Origin of the sequence: Mucilaginibacter sp. SMC90, assembly GCF_022811725.1 — a bacterium.
In the GTDB taxonomy this organism is placed as follows: Bacteria; Bacteroidota; Bacteroidia; order Sphingobacteriales; family Sphingobacteriaceae; genus Mucilaginibacter.
Genome location: NZ_CP094527.1, coordinates 7,245,265 through 7,263,262, shown reverse-complemented (window position 1 = coordinate 7,263,262; position 17,998 = coordinate 7,245,265). Strand labels below are relative to the sequence as shown.

Sequence of the window (17,998 nt, the reverse complement as noted above, 5' to 3'; positions counted from 1 at the left end):
GTCCCCAAACCGACTCGGGAGGGTGGGCAAGATCCGTTTGTGTAACAAACGTACATCTTGCTAACCGCAAAAAGACAGCGGTTTCATTCCAATGATCCTCGTTTTGAAGGCATTTCATTTTCCACTATCGGCTTCGTTTTTCTTCCAGGAATTTCTCCAGGGCCTGTATCGTGATTTCCTTTTGAGATAGATCGTGCTGCACGCCATAAGCCTTGATTTTCCTCTTCAGCTCCCTGGGAATCCAGTTGTTAAACCGCGCCTCTTCCGCTTTTGCCGGATGTGTTATTGGCTTTACAGGCAGTACCTGTTGGATCGGTGTCTGTGGTTTTTCGTTTTTGATCTTATCGGCCAGGGAACCCAGCTTTTTTTTGTAGTCATCCATAGCTTTCCTTTTAATAACCGCTCAGCAGGCTATCAATCACCAGATGAACAATGGAGCATTTGAACAATGCGATATTTTTTCATTTGAACAAAGGGAGGTTTGCATAAAAGCATCCATGTACAAATGAATATTTCGGCAAAGCTTCAATGCCGCATTTGCAGCATTATTCATCAATAGCATTGTTCCTTTATTCAATTCCACATCTATTCACTGAGCAGATTGATGATTTCCTCCGCTAGAAAAGTCACCTCTTCAATTGCTTTTTGGTCGGCGCTTTTGAGGATCCCGGAGGTCATCGACGACCTTGCAAGGCTAACCCGATCAAAGACACGGGACTTTAAAAGCGGAGTTCCCAAGGAACTCAGTAAATCCACCACTTCACCAGTTATGCCTGACCTCGGCTTGATCATGTTGAGGACAATCCCCGCCTTCAGATTTCGATTCCGGGCCTGGGCAAATTTGACCAATGTCAGGGTAGATTTGACCGCCATGACATCAAAAAAACCGGCCTTGGTCGGGATCAACACGAAATCCGAATGAATAAATAATTCATTCAGGCGGTTAGATAAATAAGGTGGGGTATCCACAATAATCAGGTCATAATTCAGGTCCGGAAGCTCGCTTATTTTATCGGGGGAGAGGATTTCCATGTCGGGGAAATCTTCCTTCAGGTGGTATATACTTCCCTGAAGATCGGAATCAATAAGGGCAACCCTTAACTGATCCTGGAAGCACAGGGCCAGGTTCAATGCCAAAGTGCTTTTCCCGACGCCCCCTTTCTGGTGTGCCAATGTGATGATCTTTGCCATATTATTTCAATTTTGCTGCAAATGCACAATTGTTCAAATGCAGTTATCAATATTTGTTCAGCAAAAGTCGTCAGAGCGTGATCAGGAAAAGTCCGAGTTGCTCCGACTCGGAGGAAGCTTTTTTCCCAGGCATAAGACTATCAGATAGCATTAAACAACATTGCGGGCTATCGGTGAGTTGGCTTGAAAGCGAAAAAAAGTAAGGTAAATAAATCAACTGCATCGTAATCATAAACCAATACTTAATAAAAAAAAATTCTACCGGCGTTCTGGTTTAATTATTGTATTTGACAGGTGCAAGCCAAATATCTAAATTTGTCAGTAAGCCTTATGAATGACCTGCCAACAATCAGCTTTAATAGATTTACAAGCAAGCATTATTTTTACTTGTCACCGGAAATTTGTGATACCCTTTCGATACCAAACCACGAAGGCCGCGGCTTAACGATATGTCATGAGCAAATTCAAAAACTCTATGAGATACGAGATTCCGTGTTTAAAATGAATAAATCCATTCAGGTGGTCAGGAAAGGAAGGACTCTAAAGCGCTGGGTACACGCGTCGATTGCCGTGACCCTGCTCTTATTAGCTGTCGCAATGGTTGTTGCCAATGCATTTGTTTTGCAATATTTTCCCTTTCTTGACGCGTATTATGATATGACTGTTATAAGCTTCGGTATAACGTCCGGCATTTTTATTTTCATGACATCATTTTCATCAGCGCAGGACGTCGATGTGCTAAGAAATGCGCTTACCATTATGGAGGTCAGAAACCACATAGAAACGGAATTTCTATGTTTTGAATCCCTGGGAGTTCGTCAACAAGGGGCTGATATATCTGAGTCAGAAAGGTTCGCCTGAATCGGAAGCGGTCCATGCACCACATTTCGAAACCAGCAAATGATCGTCAAAACATTAATTTTCAATTATGAACAAAGCATTTAAAGTCGCATTGTCAGCAACAACCGGCGCCTCCTTTTATGACAGCAGACAGGTATATCTTGTCAATGATTTTTAAAGAGGAGTTTCGCGAGCCGAAGCACCTCGCTACTATGATTGCCAGGTCGTCATCCGGGCTTTCAGACCGAACGAAGCAGGTTACAGGTTGGGGAGCCATTACGCATGGGATTAGTGTTTACAGCGATATATGTTGAATTATCGGAATGCTCGATAGCCTGCAAAATTATTCTGGGTCTGATTAGCAGCTTGAACGGTTCGGTTGCACGCTTTAGTCGCTTTTTTTGATACGTTCGTGCAATTTGCGAATGTCAAGTTTTTTCTTCATCTGTTTCAGGTCTTCGTCGGCAGTGTTGATTCCCAGTTTCTGCTGTACCTGTTCAAGCATCTCCAATATTTTGGTAATTTCAGTTTCCGCTCTGACATTGACTTCAAATTCCACTTGTTCCCGGACTTTTTCCATTTGCCGCTGTCGTTTTTGACTGATCAGCACAGTTATTGACAATATGATGGCGAATACCGATAGGATGGTGTCCAATATATTAAATGGCGATGGATCAAAAGGATGCAGCCACGGGATGAATCCGGCATTCCAGATGATATAAAGAATGATCAATATCAGGATTATGCCAAGGAACCAGACGCTGCCAAGAAAGTCCGATATGAACGGTGTTTCTAAATTTCCACGCTCAACCTGGTTATTGGATTTTATTTTTGCTTTTCGCGGCATATGGTCTAAAGTCAACAATAGCAGGTTATAATGGTTTGCCCTTGAAGTACATTATGTAAATAGATTAGTACAGCAGCAGTCGCTTTTATTCTAAATGTGCGATGCTAAGATAAATTTGAGCACTGCAAAATCAACAGCGGAATTCAAGAGCCTGATCGAATAACCTATGAATTGAGCCAATGCGACTGAAACAAGGTGGTCAACGATTAGGGAATCTTTTCCATATGTAGACATAGAGAGGCGGCGAGCATTGAAAACTGCGCGATCTGTTTATTTTTAATAAACATTGTGTAACTTATAAAAAAGTTTTTACCTTTCTAAGAAACTCCCTTTTATAAAAATTAAGCCTACTTTTATGGACGCCGGCCAATACATTTTAAAAAAATGGCTTATCAAATATGAACAGTTTGTTAAAAGCAGACTGACGCCCCTTGCGGCCGAAGATGAATCGTCCATCGAGTATTGGAAAACGCAGCTTTTTTTTACCTTATTGCTCTATGGCCTGCCAATCAGCTTCGTTGCGGCATTTCCAGGCATTTATCTTTCAATCGCAAACCGTGATATAACCATGGGTGTTGTCGATATCACCACATTTCTTGGCTTCGCAATAATTACGTTTTCCGGCAGGTTAGCCCTTTTCGCCCGTAAACTATTGTTGATCGGATTATTTTACCCGCTGGCGATATACCTGATCATCGCCTTCGGCTATATTGGACCAGGCATATTTTACCTTTTCGGTTTAACTGTAATCACGACGCTGATCCTTCCTGTTTATTTCGCCTATTGGTCGGTTTTGTTGAGCTCGGCGATCTTAATATCTATTGCTGTTCTGCTTCCGCAAGGTGCCGGCCAATACGGCCCTCAGCAAGTCACTGGTTCAGGAAGCTGGGTTGCTTTTACTTCCAACCTCCTTTTCCTAAGCGGAATTGCGGTTATACTGATCCATCGCATTATTGACCGGCTCGGGGAAACCTTGCTTAACAAGCAGCAATTGACACAGCGCTATCAGATGTTATTTGAAAAGAGTCCATTGCCCATGTGGCTTTTTGATACGGAAACACTTCAATTTAAAGATGTCAACGAAGCCGCGACAAGGCATTACGGATATTCTCATAGAGAATTTCTCAATAAAAAGATAACTGATATTCGACCTGCTGCTGATAATTTCGCGTTGGCAGAAACGGTACAGGCGAATCGCAAATCGGGCATACCTTATGAGCAATACGCCCGTCACTATAAAAAAAACGGGGAATTGATAGATGTGCGAATAGAAAGCAGTTTATTGGAAGTGGAAGGCAAGCTGCTAAGGTTGGTTCTTGCTACGGACATAACCGAGATAATTAGGAATGAAAAGGAAATGGCCGCTGCTAATGAGCGTACCCGAAGATCTGAGTCTGACTTAAGAGCGATCTTTGAAAGCACGGTCGACGGGATCGTATTAATTGACGAACACAACCGCGTAAAGCAATTTAACGCCAAAGCGGCAGATTATATCCGATTTCAGCAAATGCCCAAACAATTTGAAATTGGTCGGGATATTTTCTGCTATGTATCAAGTTTGCTGCACGATGATTTTGCACAGTTGCTATTAAGATCGCAGTCCGGTGAAACCGTACAATATGACCGGCAGTACCGGCTATCGGAGGCTATGATGTGGGTACATTATTCTTTAAGTCCCGTATACACCGATGATAAAGTTACGGGTGTTTGCATCACAGGTCGCGATATTACTCCGGTAAAAACTTATGTTACAAAGATCGAACAGCAGAATGACCTTTTCCGTGAGATTGCCTGGACGCAATCTCACGTTGTCCGGGCTCCGATCGCACGATTACTAGGTTTATTGCCATTAATCCGAAACCCTGACACCGATGAGGATTACCAGGCCTCGCTTAAATACCTGGAGGAATCGATAACAGAACTTGACAAAATCGTTAGTTCAGTCATACATCAATCTCACCGGGCGGGGCAAATGCCAAAAATTGTTGAGAAAGATTGATAATTGGTGCAGTCATTAATTTCCAAGCATTGAGCTGCAGCATCAAACAAATCATATTGCCAAAGATATTAATAAGATTAAACAGGTGAATGGCAACCAATACCTGCTTCTCCGGATCTACAATTGCCCAACAATCGTATATTTCCCTGTGTTTGCTGGTTATTTACAGTGGAAGAGCAAACCTAAATGTGGAGCCTTTTTTTTCAGATTCTACTCAAACCCTGCCCTCATACCCCTTGCAATCTCAGCGCTGAGGTAAAACCAATTAACTGAATAATGACTAATAAAAAAAGCCCGCCTATGCGGGCCTATTGCTAATGTGCGGCGTTTTTCTTATCGGTAACATCTTTACGCAAATCCGTTGCAATGACCTTGATTTGCTGTAACGCGTCGCGAAGGCGTGTTCCTGCTGCTTTGTTGTTTTTCTCATAAAACCCAGTTCCCTCTTTTTCTGCGGTCTCTATTAATGCTTCAGTTCGGCTAATTTTTCCATTTCTATGTTTTTAATTGGTGAAGCGCAGTGCCGCAGGCTTCAAATACAGTATTTTGTTTAAACCCAGCATTCTTAGCAAAAACATATTCGCTGTTACAAGATTTCTAAAGTTCTCTTTGAAAATGCCAATACTCCGTTGCTCAAGCAATTTTACTGAAGTCTTATTTCGTTTAATGGTTATTTATTGCCAATATATATAACTCAGTCGAATAATTATCTGGTGATAGATATTAGCTTGTTTTTCTGATAGTTAATGTCGAAATTTAATAAGTAAAGCCATTTGCTATGAAAACGATCCTCCGCTTTGAGTTTGATTTCCAATTCTTCTATCCCGAATATAATGGGCCTCGGAATATTATTATGGAAAATCCATTACATATTCCCCAAACAGGCGATCCCGTTAATTTTAAAATCAAAGATTATTTTGAGGATAAAAAGGTGATCAGGAAGTTTGAAGACCTGGAGGACGGCAATGTTTTCTATGCACAACGCCTGCAAACAACATATGGTCAAGAGACCATTGAGGTTATTGTGGTAATTTATGAAGAGAAAATATTCAAAGAAATTTTTCCGCAATATATCCGGGATAGCCTTTTTTGATTTGAAAGCAATTTTCTTATATGGCTGATCGCTGTTGCCAGCGTGTTTAATTATAAGAAAGCTTACAAATTTTGCATCCACGATGAACGCCTGGCTTTCTCAAACCGAGTTTCAACACGATGTACATATTATCCTGCGTGAGTAGCTGAAAGATCAAATGTTACAAACTCTAAAGTATTTGCAACATTCCCGAAAGTATTATAAAATAAAAAATGTTTGTTTTGTGAGAAACTGACAATCTAAACCATGATTATGAAAAAAATTCTCTGCCTTAGCATATTTGTTGCTGTACTACTGCCCGTTACGGCCTTTACCATTGATGATAATCCGCTTCTGGGAAAATGGGAGCATTCCGGCAAATCTCAGGGACAGCCTTTTAATTTAATGGCAATTTTCAGGGCTAACGGAACGTATGATGGTTTTATCAATAAAAAAGAATTTGTAAGTGGTGTTTATCATATGAATCATGATACCTTATACATTGCCGACGCCACCTGTAATGACAAATATAACGGGACTTATAAGATGGAGTTTTTCGGCAAGCTTGATTCCCTCAAATTCCATGTTATTCAGGACACGTGCGTAGGCCGCAGGCAGGCTACAGACGGAAAGGTGTTTAAAAAACTGGTTACAGCAGGTAAATGATCATCAAATGAAAAAGCTTTGCATGATTATCCTGGCGCTTGGCGCTGTCCTCGTTATCTCGCAGAGCGCATTTAAATCCCCCGACTCTTTAACGCAGGCAACACTTGGCCAAAAATTGTTTTTTGATCCGATCCTGTCCCGTACTAAAAAGATCAGCTGCGCGTCATGCCATAAAGAAGAGTTCGCCTTTGCTGATACCTCTGCCGTTAGTTTAGGAGTGCACAGGCGGAAAGGTGTGCGCAATACCCCATCAGCCATGAATATGAGCCTACAGGTCGCATTTTTTTGGGATGGGCGCGCCACCACCCTGGAACAGCAAGCCCTGATTCCGCTTCAAAATCCTATCGAAATGGACTTACCGGTAGCGACAGCCGTATCGAGGTTGCAACACAATGCTTTTTATAAGGCAGCTTTTCAAACTGTTTTCCATGAGGCAGCCAATAGTGCTAATTTAGCCAAAGCATTATCCGCATTTGAAAGAACGTTAGAAGCCGGTGATTCTCCATTTGATGACTGGCGCTTAAATGATAATGAAGCGGCCGTCAGCGAATCGGCAAAACGTGGTTTTGCTATCTTCAATACCAAAGGTCGTTGTATCCAATGTCATTTTGGCCCCGACTTCAACGATGTAGAATTTCGTTCCATTGGTCTCTACGACGGCAAGGCATTACGAGATAGCGGCCGCGCCTGTGTAACTAAAAAAGAGAGTGACGTAGGCAGGTTTAAGATAGGTGCTTTGCGTAACGTGGCGATTACGGCGCCCTATATGCATAACGGTATGTTCAAAACATTACGGCAGGTGATTGACTACTATAATGATCCGGATAAAATAGTTTCCCGCTCCATTAACCGTGATACGCTGCTCAATACGCCAATGGGTTTAACAGAGCAGGAGAAAACCGACCTGGAAAATTTCCTGATTTCCTTAACGGATAAACGTTTCGCAGCGAAATTGAAAAACAAGGGAGCGTCAAACCATTTAAATAGACTATGAGAGTTTATGGCTTTTTGGCGGGCCTGATCCGGCAAGATATCGAAAGTTCGCTATCTGGTCGGCTTTGAAATGCATTTACTTTATCATATAAGCAATGCGCTAAGCATTGCGACCAGTTTTGAAACTATTTATGCTTAAATTAAAACAATGAAACGAGACGCCTTTTTACGGATTTTATCCCTAAGCGGTGCTGTTTTGGCCAGCCCTCTTAGTTTAACTGCCAAGATCCATTCCAAGTTCAGGGAGAAAACAGGTTTTAAAACCGATGCGGGAGCAGACCGTTTTGAAAAACCGATCAGCTTATTTGATGGGGACACTTTTTATACCAAAGTATCAACAAACGATACGGACGGCGATTTGTATGTATACGAATCGTCGCGGGTAAAAAAAGGTGGCCCCAACCTGCACGTACACCATGCGCAAGACGAATGGTGGTACATTTTGGAGGGTGAGTTCATAATTAAAGTAGGCGACAAAATGCACCACGTTAAAACAGGTGATAGTGTTTTCGGTCCGCGGGGTGTACCACACGCGTTTTCAAAAATAGGCGAAGGAGTTGGCCGGATGCTCACAACATTTCAACCAGCAGGCAAAATGGAAGAGTGTTTTATAGCGATTAGTAAAGGGCAAATGAAAGGCAAACCCGAGGCGGAGCAGGATGAGTTTAGAAAACAACATGGTTTTGAACGCGTGGGGCCGCCAATCGATATATTAAAGGCCTTTTAAGGATAAAAAAAAGTTCGCCAGATAGCAGGTTATGGAAACTGGCAGTTTTATATAGATAGTTATTCTGCGCATGCTATATATCGGTAATATAAAAATTATTAATAGTTCAATTTTGAAATATCAGGATTCTAATTCCGTAAAGTGCGGAAAAAGCAGCTGACGTAGTCCTTATCCGAGGTTACAAATAATAACGCTGAATTTGCCTTCGCACATATCATAGAATTATGATAGACAGCCGACCGGTAACTTATTCAGATGAGAAAAATGTAGACATCGTAAATTAGACTCCTGTCCGGGCGAGTTGTCTTAATTGATTAATGACGGTTTCGTCTCCCCATAGGAAAACGCTTTCGGTATTGTAGGAATAGCCTACTTTGAAAGCTTTGTTGCTGATCATTGATTTAAGGTACTCTTCGTATTGCTGCCGTTTGACTTGTATTCGTTTTTGAAGTTCCATCTGTAAACCCTTTAAATTGTCAGACAGTTAAATAGATACTATTGTTCTTTGCAGCCAGATAAATATTTGTTTTATCAAGTTATCCCAAACAATTTAACGGTTGTTTGTTAGACTGTCATCAGCTTTTTAGATATGCAGAAAAAAGTTTTTGCAGGAACAAGTGGTCTGCAGATAGACCTGTCAAAACGGGATTTTCCACTGGCCTATGCTCAATTATCCAGACTGGGTTACTATGCCTTGCACGAGAACAGTATCGAAATTAATAGTTCTTTTTACAAGGTACCGCAGCAAAACACCCTCACCCGGTGGGTCAGGGAGGTGGGACCTGATTTTCTTTTTACGTTTAAACTATGGAGTGAAATCTCGCATAAGAAAAATCTTATTTTCAATGCGGCAGATTTAAGCCGTTTCATGAAAACAATCCATATTATTCCCGAGGTCAACAAGGGATGCTTACTCGTTCAGTTTCCGCCCTCGCTTCATGTAAACGCCATGTCCCAATTACGGGAACTCATAGAATCTTTAAAGTCCTTTCAATGGCCGATTGCAATCGAATTTCGTCATTCTTCCTGGTATCAGGATGAAACTTATGAGCTGTTGAACCTAAATCAAGTTGCGATGGTCATACAGGATATGCCGGCGTCGGGTACACCAATCGAAGTCACATCTGACGAGTTTCTTTATCTGCGTTTCCATGGTCCGTCGGGAAATTACAAAGGAAGTTACAGCGATAGTTTTCTTAATGAATACGCCGGATATATTAAAGAATGGCAGGAAGAAGGCAAAGCTATTTATCTTTATTTCAACAATACCGCGGGCGCTGCGCTTGAGAATCTTCAATCCTTAAAAAAATGCCTTGCGGATCACTATAAATAAGCTGGTCAAAGAATTGATAAGCTTATCGGCTCTGTATACAGATAATTATGACATGCCCTTTAAATGCGGTTTCCTCCGGCAGCATCTTGATTGATCACGATGGCTAACTACCGGTTATATTGTTTGACCAGCAATCTAAGGAACCCTTCTGTTTGATCAGACAGCATATTCCTATCTACCCTCCACCGCCAGTTACCGGTTTTTGACGCGGGAACGTTGATCCGGCTTTTTTCATCAAGGCCCAGAATATCCTGTAATGGGCTAATGGCTAAGGCTGCCACTGAGGCATAGCAGGTTTCCAGCATCAGCCGATTTATATTTCTCCTATTGACATTAGTCCTGAAGTATTCGTTGAGATGCCGGCGTTCCTCTGCGGTAGCGTCGTTTTTCAACCAGCCAAGTAATGTATTATTATCATGGGTGCCGGTATAGGTTATGCTGTTTGACAAGTGATTGTGGGGCGCATGTACGGAGACCGGCATATCTCCTCCGAAAGCGTACTGTAAAACATTCATTCCCGGAAAAGCAAATTGGTCACGAAGCTCATAAACGTTTTGGTCGATATCTCCGAGATCTTCGGCAATAAAGGGGATAGCTCCGATTTCTTTCTTTAAAGCCTGAAAGATCTTTGCCCCGGGACCGAGTTCCCAACTACCGTGAATGGCATTTTTTTCGCCAGCCGGAATTTCCCAAAAACGCTGGAATCCCCGGAAATGATCTAATCTGATCAAATCGAAGAATTCCATATTCTTTTTTATTCTTGCTATCCACCAGGCATATCCGGTTGCCCGGTGTTCCGGCCATTTATAAACCGGCATATTCCACAATTGCCCGCCTGCATTAAAATAGTCGGGAGGTACACCAGCTACACCGGCCAGGTTTTTATCCTGGTCCAGCTTAAACAGTTCAGGATGGGACCACACATCGGCGGAATCATAACTTACATAAAAGGGAAGGTCACCTATAAACTTTAAACCTGTTTGATGTCCCAATAATTTCAATGCCTGCCATTGGCGGAAAAAAATAAATTGCCGCCACATCGAATTATCGATCTCGTGCACATGCTGGCCTTGAAATAATTCAATAGCCTTTTTTTTACGATATTTAAGCTCATAAGGCCATTCATACCAGGGGCTATCGTTATAATAGTGCTTAATGGATTCAAACAATGCGAAGTCATGTAGCCAGGCCCGTTCCTTTACCTTAAAATCTTCATATTGGTTTTGAAATGGATTATCAGTGGTCTGCTTAAAACGTGTATGAGCTACGTTGAGCAATTCGTTTTTGATCAAAGCTGCCCGATCGTAATTAACCATGGAATTACCCAATCGCCTGAACTTTGCTGTCTCCTCTGCAGTTAACCAGCCATCGTTTACCAAATCGTCCGGGCTGATCAGCAAAGTGTTGCCTGCCATACTCGATATCGAACTATAAGGAGAATTGCCGGAAGCTTTACTGGTAGCGTTTACCGGAAGCAACTGCCAGTAACGTTGGTGCGAATGTCCAAGGAATTTTATAAATCTTCGCGCTTCAGGGCCCATGTCTCCGATGCTGTATGGAGATGGGAGCGAGGTGATATGCAGGATAATGCCCGCACTGCGTTTTTCTGAAACAGGCTCTGATCTTAATAAAAGCAAAGGCACAGTTTGCAAACTTTCGTTTAAAGGAATTGCAGTGTCCAACAATACCTTTTCATTTGTTAAAACAGAAGTCCATTGTAAAGGCGCATCGGGCGGCAGCATGATTTTAGTATCCGCCCAACCTTCATCCACCCGACTTATCGCCGCGGTATGGAGAGCCGAGATGCTGATGATCCATTGCCGCTGGTATACCCGTGCAAATGCGACGAAATGGGATTTAAATTTACCTTCCACTTGGAGTGGGATGTAAGTGCCGAGGTTAAATAGAGACGGATTAAGCTTCCGTTCTGCTAAAAGCTTTTGTGTCAGCCATAATTTTAATAAGCCATTTTCCTTGTTTTGGCAAATTGCTTCGTATTTAAAGCTTTTGATCTTGCGGAGTGAAGATGCGCGACGCTCATAGTCAACAGGTCTCCGGTTATCGGGGTCTACCAGGCTGAAATCCCAAAGTTCACAGCCCTGGTAAGTGTCCGGGACACCCGGTGATGTGAATTTTAATAATACCTGTGTGAGTGAATTGTTGATGAAGGCGTCGGATATTCTGTGCTGGAACTTCCTCAGGCTTTTCAAGAATTCCGCGCTGCCAAGTAATTTGCGTGCAAATAGCAGCGTCCCTTGTTCATATTGATCATCCGGTTCTGCCCACTGGGTGTGCAATTTGGCTTCCCTAAGTGCCTTCGTAAGATATTCCTCCAGCCTGGTGACCGTCTGATCATCCGGCTCATTGTTGAGGCCGATAAAACCGACCAGGGTTTGATAGATCAGATATTCATCGTTATTATCTGGAATGTTCCCTGTTTTATACTGCTGGTTTGCAATCTGCCAGGCATTCACCTGTTCAACCCATTTTTCGGGAATATAGGTTAAAACGTTCAGCCTGGCCCGGGCATCTTCGCCGCGTTTAGTGTCGTGTGTGGCAGTTCCATTCATCGAAAGCGGCCAATTCGCCTGTCTCTCGATCATGCAGGCATGAAATTGATTAACGTTTATTCCAAACTCCTCTGGGGAATCGCCAACCTCGTTATGCCCGATAAATCTGTCATAAGTGTACATCAGCGTATCTTCAACACCCTTAGCCATCAAAGGCCCAGTAAACTGCATGCAACGCTGGAAGAAGAACGAGATATCAGCCTGGTTATTAATGGGATTAAAGGTGGTAAAGAGTTCGCTCAGGTAAGACGCTGTTTCTTCAAGTTCCGGGTTCGCCGCTGCTACCTGCCGGGATATTCCCTTCAAAACATCAGCCTCAGCAAATTGGAGTGGAAATCGGTTGCTATAGTAACGGTATACCGGACAGTGGATCAGAAAAGCGCCGATTGTCGCTTTCCATTTTTCCTCTTTAATAGTTTGCAGATTTGGTTGGGTTATTGGGATTTTACTGAATAGCCGGTACAGGTTGTCGAGTTCCCCTGCCATGTGGCGGTAAAGTATTTCGCTTTTCTTTTCGATTATCGACCGGCTGACCGGTTTTCTGTCGGTCGCGAAGCTCTTGTAAAAATCGGTAAACGCTTTTTTACTTCCGGTCTCGGTAAGTAGATTATTGACAATACCAAGAAAGTCATAACCCGTATTGCCCTGCACTGGCCATTGCTGTGGAAAGTGTTCACCCTGTTCAAGTATCTTTTCTACCACAATGTAAACCTGATCGCCTGCGAGTGTCCTCAGCCTGTCCAGATAAGCTGTTGGATCGAACAAGCCGTCAATATGATCGACGCGCAAACCCTGGATCAGGTCCTGTTCAAGCAGAGTTTTCAAAAAACTATGATAGGTTTGGAAAACATTTTCGTCCTGTATATTTAGGCATATCAAACCGTTGACCGTAAAAAAGCGTCTGTAGTTAATTTTATGGTCAGTATCCTGCCAGAAGCTTAGCAAATAATGCTGTTGATCAATGACTTTTCTCAGCCGTTCAGGATCGCGATTGATCCCATCTGTAACGGATTCAACATAGGCTTGCAAGTCATTATTTAGAGCCCGTAACGCATTTCCCAATGGCTGAACCGAATCTCTGCTGCTAAAATCGGACAGCAATCGTACCAATTCAACGGGTTTAGCATCTTCCGATTCCAGTATTTTTAGAACTGATTCCCGATTCAACGGATAGCCTTGCCCGAGATAATCGATCGTAAAATTCCCGGCTGCGTATTTGATTTGAATCATATTGCTATTAATCGCCTCATCAAGCGGTTCGCCCAGAAAAGGCACCATCAGTTTTCCGTCAAAAGCGGGGTTTTTCCAGTCAATATCAAAAAAGCTAACATAATCGGAAGATTGACCTTTTTCCAAAACGTCCGCAAGCCAGGGGTTACCGGGATCAAAAGCCATATGATTAGGGACTATGTCCTGCAGCCAATTCATGCCGAAACTTTTCAGCTTCGAGCGTATTGCCTGAAGTTCATCCAATGTTCCTATTTCCGGATTGATCCTGTGAGGATTAATTACATCATAGCCGTGCATACTGCCTTGCGTAGCCTCAAAAATCGGCGAGGCGTAAATGGTCACCACGCCTAGCTCATGAAGGTAGGGAATGATCTTCATGAAATTTTTAAAGTTGAAATCCTTGTGGAATTGTATGCGATATGTGGAAACAGGATTAAACATATTCTTCAAATATTAAAATGCTTTGAGCTGGGATGACAATCAGGGAAGATGTTAGAAAAGCATCATTGTTAATGACTGGTCCGGCCCATTGTGCAGATGCTGAATTGAAAATGATCGAGACGTTCTCCTTGAATGCAGGCAGCATACATTCCCTTTCCCGGGTTGAGAAGTTGAGCAGACAGTGGATCTTTTTTTCGTCGCTCCACCTGGTTAAAAGCAACGTATTGTTGACTTTATTGGAGATAACCTCCATATTTCGCCTGTCCGGTACACGCAAAACAGGATGGGATTTGCGAAGGTTGAGCAGTGCCTGGTAATAGTTAAACATGGTCCGGTGGATCCCAGACCCGGCTTTTTCCCATTGCAATTTAGAGCGATAGAAGGTGTTTTCATCTTGCGGATCGGGCGCATCGCCTTCCGTATGGAAAGCTTCAAATTCTGCTTTTCGTCCCTTTTGTACCGCTGTGATCAGTTCCGGATCCGTGTGACTCACAAAATATAGAAAGGGATTGGATTCAGCATATTCTTCGCCCATGAACAGCATCGGCAAAAAGGGGCTGACCATAACAGATGCCGCCATCAGTTTCTGCATTTCAAAGCTGAACAAGGCCGATGACCTTTCCCCAAGCATACGATTACCGACCTGGTCATGGTTTTGCGAGAATACCACGAATTGCTGACCTTGATTTTCAACCGGATCGGTGCCAAATGTTTTTTGGCGATGTTCAGAATAGCGGCCGTAATATACATAAGCATGTTCAAATGCAGCGCCGAAATCTTCAATGCCATTAAAGTCGCGATAGTAGCCCTCTGGTTTGCCACCTGCACTAATCCGCAACGCGTGATGGAACTCATCGATCCATTGGCTGTCCAGTCCGTAGCCCCGCTCTTTGAGCTGATCGATAAATCGATGATCGTTCAAATCGCATTCCGCGATTAGGTAATGTGACTTCCCGGTACTTTGCATCAAATCATTCAGCGCGAGTCTTAATTCTTTCAGCACATGTACAGGGCTGAAATCTTTCATGGCATGAACGGCATCCAATCTCAAGGCGTCGACATGGAAATCACGGCACCACATCAAGGCGTTTTCAATGAAATAGCGCCTAACCTCGTCACATCCTGCATCATCGAAATTGATGGCATTTCCCCATGGCGTTTTGTATTTGTCTGTAAAAAAGGGGCCATATTTTCCGAAGTGATTACCCTCAGGGCCTAAATGGTTATAAACTACATCCAAAATCACGGCAAGGCCTTTCCTGTGACATTGATCAATGAGTTGCTGCAGCGCGGCCGGGCCGCCATAGGAATTATGTACGGCATAAGGAAAAACGCCATCATAACCCCAGTTGCGATCACCGGGAAACTGCGCTACAGGCATGAGCTCGATGGCTGTGATACCCAGCGACACCAAATAATCTAATTTTTTAGCGATACCATCAAAAGTGCCCTCAGGTGTAAATGTGCCGGTATGCAGCTCATAGATCAGGTAGTTCTGTAGCGGGATATTCCCCCAGCGCTGATCCGTCCATTTCATACCCGATACATCGAATGCGGATGAGGCTCCGTGTACGCCGTCCGGCTGGTACAGAGAATAAATGTCAGGCCATATTTCACCGTCGATAACCACGTGATAATTCATTCCGGGGCGAAGCTCTCCTGTGCGCATTTGCCAATAGCCGCGCGTTTTTTGCTCAAGTAACAGATCGTTGCCGGTATCCGGGCGAATTGATACCTGCTTTGCCTGCGGCACCCATAGCAAAATCTCGGCTACGCCGGCTTCAAAATTTACGCCTAAAGTCCTTCTATTCGTCATGACCCTGATTTTGTCTGATTGTATCGTCTTTTAACAATACCACAGACCGGCCTTCAACATGAACCGTTTCCTGCGGTTTATAAATTCTGTCCGGGGCTGTATCGGAAGTGCTCGTGTCGAGGACGACTTTCCATTGCCTGCCATAAGTTTCATGGGGAAGTTTATAATCTAATCCCAGGTCATGCGCGTTAAAGACCAGGTAAAAAGTATCGTCTACAACTTGTTTACCATCGGAACCGACGCCATGAATTCCATTGCCGTTGAGATATATGGCCACAGACTTTGCATAGTTCTGTTGCCAGTGGCTTTCTTCCATCTGTGTGCCGTCCGGAAGGAACCAGGCTATATCTTCTATGTTCGATTCATTAACAGCAACGCCTTTGAACCATTCTTTTCTGGAAAAGACGGAGTGGCTGTTCCGTAAGCTGATCAGTTTTCTGGTGAATTCCAGGAGTTCATGATCTGCAGATTCCCAGTTGATCCAGGAGATTTCGTTGTCCTGGCAATAAGCATTGTTATTACCTTGCTGGGTACGGCTGATTTCGTCACCCGCGACGAGCATGGGCACGCCCTGGGACAGGAAGAGCGTAGTCAAGAGATTTCTTTTTTGACGCTGCCTTAAACTGATAATGCCCGGATCGTCAGTTGGTCCCTCGGCGCCGCAATTCCAGGACCTGTTATGGCTTTCCCCATCTTTATTACCTTCCCCGTTAGCCTCGTTGTGCTTTTCATTATAGGATACCAGGTCGTTAAGCGTAAAGCCATCATGCGCGGTGATGAAATTGATACTGGCTGTAGGGCGGCGGTAATCTTTATAAAGGTCGGCGCTGCCTGTTACGCGATCCGCGAACTCTGGTAAGGTGTTCTCCGAGCCGCTCCAGTAGTCCCTTATGCAATCGCGGTACTTTCCGTTCCATTCCGCCCAGCCCGGAGGAAATTTACCTACCTGGTAACCGCCTTCACCAACGTCCCATGGTTCGGCTATCAGTTTGACTTGTGATATTACCGGATCCTGGTGAATGATGTCGAAAAATGCGCCCAGGCGGTTTACTTCATGTAGCTCGCGGGCGAGGGTTGCCGCCAGATCGAACCTGAATCCGTCGACATGCATTTCTGTAATCCAATAGCGCAGACTATCCATCATCAGGCGCAGAACGTTTGGAAGGTAGGCATTCAAGGTATTGCCCGTACCCGTATAATCATTATAATAGCGTTTATCATCAGTGAGCCGGTAATAAGAAGCGTTGTCAATTCCTTTAAAAGATAAAGTTGGCCCTAACTGGTTCCCTTCTGCAGTATGGTTGTATACCACATCCAGGATGACCTGGATGCCGGCCTTATGTAGTTCCTTTACCATCGTTTTGAACTCAGTAACCTGCTCGCCTTTGGTGCCCGAGCCTGAATATCTCGAATCAGGAGCGAAAAAACCAATGGTGTTGTAACCCCAGTAATTACTCAATCCATTTTCTTTCAGATGCCGATCGGAAATGAACTGGTGTACAGGCATCAGTTCGATCGCCGTAATTCCCAGATCTTGTAAATATTTGATACTCGCAGGGTGGGCGATTCCGGCATAGGTCCCACGTAAGTTTTCCGGTATTTCAGGATTAAGCTGCGTAAAGCCTTTGACGTGGGCTTCATAAATGACTGTATTATAATATTGGTAACTTGGAGAAGTGTCACCCTCCCAGTCGAAGTGCTGATCGATGACTACAGATTTTGGAATAAACGGCGCACTGTCGCTATCGCTGAAACTCAGGTCTTGCGCCTCATCTCCCACTTTATAGCTGTATAAGGCATCATTCCATTTGATACTACCTGAAATTGCCTTAGCGTAGGGATCAATCAGCAGTTTATTGGGGTTGAAACGATGGCCGTTTTCAGGTTCGTACGGCCCATGCACGCGAAAACCGTATAGCTGGCCGGGGGCAATTCCTTCAATATAGATGTGCCAGATGAAATTTGTTTTTTCCGTTACGGAAATTTTGGTTGTTTCATGCTGATCATTCTCCGAATCAAACAGGCATAGTTCTACTGCAGTTGCGTTTTCTGAGTATAGGGTAAAGTTAACTCCGTTGCCGTCGCAGGTGGGACCGAGTGGGAAAGGTTTTCCGGGTAGTATATTAGATTCCATTAATTGTTATTCAAATTGTTGAATACTAAATTAATTAGAGGGGAAAAAGTTTTTATTTGAAGAACAATTACTCTACAAAACTTACGGGCTGCGAGCTGTGACATCGCCGTAAATGAGATTAGCGTGAAACAGGTAGAAA

At 43.6% G+C, this 17,998-nt stretch carries 14 protein-coding genes; 7 read left to right on the top strand and 7 right to left on the bottom strand.

Annotated features, from left to right (window positions below; translation table 11 throughout):
- Positions 1 to 124: 124 nt before the first annotated feature.
- Positions 125 to 382, bottom strand: a complete 258-nt coding sequence (locus MTO98_RS30260) for a hypothetical protein (protein ID WP_243482891.1) — start codon at positions 380 to 382, stop codon at positions 125 to 127.
- 203 nt (positions 383 to 585) lie between these two features.
- Positions 586 to 1,191, bottom strand: a complete 606-nt coding sequence (locus tag MTO98_RS30255; protein ID WP_243482889.1) for a ParA family protein — start codon at positions 1,189 to 1,191, stop codon at positions 586 to 588.
- 330 nt (positions 1,192 to 1,521) lie between these two features.
- Between MTO98_RS30255 and MTO98_RS30250 the strand changes: the two genes are divergently transcribed.
- On the top strand, positions 1,522 to 2,052 hold the full coding sequence (locus MTO98_RS30250) for a hypothetical protein (protein ID WP_243482887.1): 531 nt from the start codon (positions 1,522 to 1,524) through the stop codon (positions 2,050 to 2,052).
- A gap of 367 nt (positions 2,053 to 2,419) precedes the next feature.
- On the opposite strand, the gene MTO98_RS30245 is transcribed toward MTO98_RS30250, so the two are convergent.
- Complete coding sequence (locus tag MTO98_RS30245; protein WP_243482885.1) at positions 2,420 to 2,878, bottom strand: DUF1003 domain-containing protein; 459 nt, start codon at positions 2,876 to 2,878, stop codon at positions 2,420 to 2,422.
- A 490-nt stretch (positions 2,879 to 3,368) separates the two neighbouring features.
- On the opposite strand from MTO98_RS30245, the gene MTO98_RS30240 reads away from it, so the two are divergent.
- Positions 3,369 to 4,877, top strand: a complete 1,509-nt coding sequence (locus MTO98_RS30240) for a PAS domain-containing protein (protein WP_243482883.1) — start codon at positions 3,369 to 3,371, stop codon at positions 4,875 to 4,877.
- 314 nt (positions 4,878 to 5,191) lie between these two features.
- Here the strand turns inward: MTO98_RS30240 and MTO98_RS30235 are convergent, their stop codons facing one another.
- Complete coding sequence (locus MTO98_RS30235) at positions 5,192 to 5,341, bottom strand: histone H1 (protein WP_243487961.1); 150 nt, start codon at positions 5,339 to 5,341, stop codon at positions 5,192 to 5,194.
- A 314-nt stretch (positions 5,342 to 5,655) separates the two neighbouring features.
- Here MTO98_RS30235 and MTO98_RS30230 point away from each other — a divergent pair, with 314 nt between their 5' ends.
- The 5 genes from MTO98_RS30230 to MTO98_RS30210 all read left to right on the top strand — a co-directional run bounded on the left by MTO98_RS30230 (position 5,656) and on the right by MTO98_RS30210 (position 9,668).
- Positions 5,656 to 5,970 carry a hypothetical protein gene (locus tag MTO98_RS30230; RefSeq protein ID WP_243482880.1) on the top strand — a complete coding sequence of 105 codons (315 nt, stop codon included), beginning with the start codon at positions 5,656 to 5,658 and terminating at the stop codon, positions 5,968 to 5,970.
- Between the two features lie 252 nt (positions 5,971 to 6,222).
- Positions 6,223 to 6,615, top strand: a complete 393-nt coding sequence (locus MTO98_RS30225; RefSeq protein ID WP_146750121.1) for a hypothetical protein — start codon at positions 6,223 to 6,225, stop codon at positions 6,613 to 6,615.
- A gap of 7 nt (positions 6,616 to 6,622) precedes the next feature.
- Entirely contained in the window at positions 6,623 to 7,609 is a 987-nt protein-coding gene (locus MTO98_RS30220) for a cytochrome-c peroxidase (protein WP_243482879.1), read from the top strand.
- A 147-nt stretch (positions 7,610 to 7,756) separates the two neighbouring features.
- Entirely contained in the window at positions 7,757 to 8,335 is a 579-nt protein-coding gene (locus MTO98_RS30215; protein WP_243482877.1) for a cupin domain-containing protein, read from the top strand.
- Positions 8,336 to 8,924: 589 nt separating this feature from the next.
- On the top strand, positions 8,925 to 9,668 hold the full coding sequence (locus MTO98_RS30210) for a DUF72 domain-containing protein (protein ID WP_243482875.1): 744 nt from the start codon (positions 8,925 to 8,927) through the stop codon (positions 9,666 to 9,668).
- A 107-nt stretch (positions 9,669 to 9,775) separates the two neighbouring features.
- On the opposite strand, the gene treY is transcribed toward MTO98_RS30210, so the two are convergent.
- The 3 genes from treY to glgX are packed head-to-tail and all read right to left on the bottom strand — an operon-like array spanning position 9,776 to position 17,859.
- Positions 9,776 to 13,846, bottom strand: a complete 4,071-nt coding sequence (gene treY, locus MTO98_RS30205; protein ID WP_243482873.1) for a malto-oligosyltrehalose synthase — start codon at positions 13,844 to 13,846, stop codon at positions 9,776 to 9,778.
- A gap of 55 nt (positions 13,847 to 13,901) precedes the next feature.
- Positions 13,902 to 15,725, bottom strand: a complete 1,824-nt coding sequence (gene treZ, locus MTO98_RS30200) for a malto-oligosyltrehalose trehalohydrolase (protein WP_243482871.1) — start codon at positions 15,723 to 15,725, stop codon at positions 13,902 to 13,904.
- Positions 15,715 to 17,859, bottom strand: a complete 2,145-nt coding sequence (gene glgX, locus MTO98_RS30195) for a glycogen debranching protein GlgX (RefSeq protein WP_243482869.1) — start codon at positions 17,857 to 17,859, stop codon at positions 15,715 to 15,717. The genes treZ and glgX overlap by 11 nt, the downstream gene beginning before the upstream one ends.
- Positions 17,860 to 17,998: the final 139 nt, after the last annotated feature.